The following is a 1,223-nucleotide window of genomic DNA, read 5'->3' on the forward strand; positions in this document are numbered from 1 at the left end:
GCCTCCTGCCACATCGTATCGATCCATTTGGTGTCCTTCGAGCCAAAATCAATCGTCGGGTGCCCGTAGTCTTCAATAATATCCAGAAATACTTGGCGGTTTGCAGGTGCTTTGTCATAGCTCACAAACTCGCCTTTTGCCATATCAATCAGGTTAGGCACCGCTTGGCCCAGCTCGTAGTTTTGCTTCTGTCCTTCATTATCAAGCGCAAGGAACGCTGCCAAGTTAAAAGCTTCCTGGGCATGCTTCGATTTGCTCGATACCGAATAACCCATCGATCCAACCCATGTGCCCGCTTTGCCTGTTGCCGGGTTCACCGGCCATGCCGCGATATCCCAGTCGAACGGCAAGTCCCAGAAGCCCGGTTGATCCCATGGCCCCATCGGGAACATGCCTACTTTGCCAGCCACGAAACGGGAGTAAGCGTTCATTGCTTTCTCATCCTCTGGCGACGGTGTCACGTTGTGCTTCAGGCGAAGGTCGGCTACCCACTGCATGGCGCTTGCGAATTCAGGCGTATCGATCGTGATCTTCCCTGTTTTGTGATCGATGAAATCTCCGCCGCTTGCCCATACCGCGCCTTCCAGCGTGAAGTTAGCTCCGCCGTAAATATCGACTTTACCGTCCCCATTCTCGTCTTTCGTCAGCTTCTTCGCGGCATCCAGCCAGTTATCCCATGTCCACTTGCCAACCTCCGCTGGCGGCAGCTCTACCCCAGCTGCTTCAAACATCGTTTTGTTGTACGCCATTGCCCACGGACCTACATCCTTCGGCAAACCATAGAGGTCGCCTTGCCCAACCATCTTTCCGTCATATCGGTAGCGATCCAGCGCTTGCTTCCATACGTTGTCCTCTTGGAACAGCTCTGTCGTTTCTAGAAACGGCTGCAAACTTTGGATCGTGCCAGCTTCCGCATATTTGAAAAATTGCGGCCCCGATACGTAGAATACATCCGGCGTTTTGCCTGATGCGATTAACGTCGACAGCTTTTGGTTGTACTCTGCCGGCGGCACGCTTGTATATTCGACCTTTACGTTCGGATATTTCGCTTCATACGATTTAATAAGCTTTGCGAAGATATCCTTCTCCTGCGGGCTGCCATGGCCCATRAACGAAATTTTYACGTTCTCTTTCGGCGCGTTTGCCGCGTTAGTCTCTTCCTTCGGCGTATTCCCGCTCGTCGCGGAACCGCTTCCATTATTGCCCGATGAGCAAGCCGTAAG

General features: G+C 52.7%; 1 protein-coding gene. It reads right to left on the reverse strand.

Going from position 1 to position 1,223, the window contains the following annotated elements; all coding sequences use genetic code 11:
- On the reverse strand, positions 1-1,223 hold a 1,223-nt coding region (locus ADU23_RS31700; protein ID WP_053377947.1), incomplete at both ends, for an ABC transporter substrate-binding protein.

The organism is Paenibacillus sp. FJAT-27812 (assembly GCF_001273905.1).
Lineage (GTDB): Bacteria > Bacillota > Bacilli > Paenibacillales > Paenibacillaceae > Pristimantibacillus.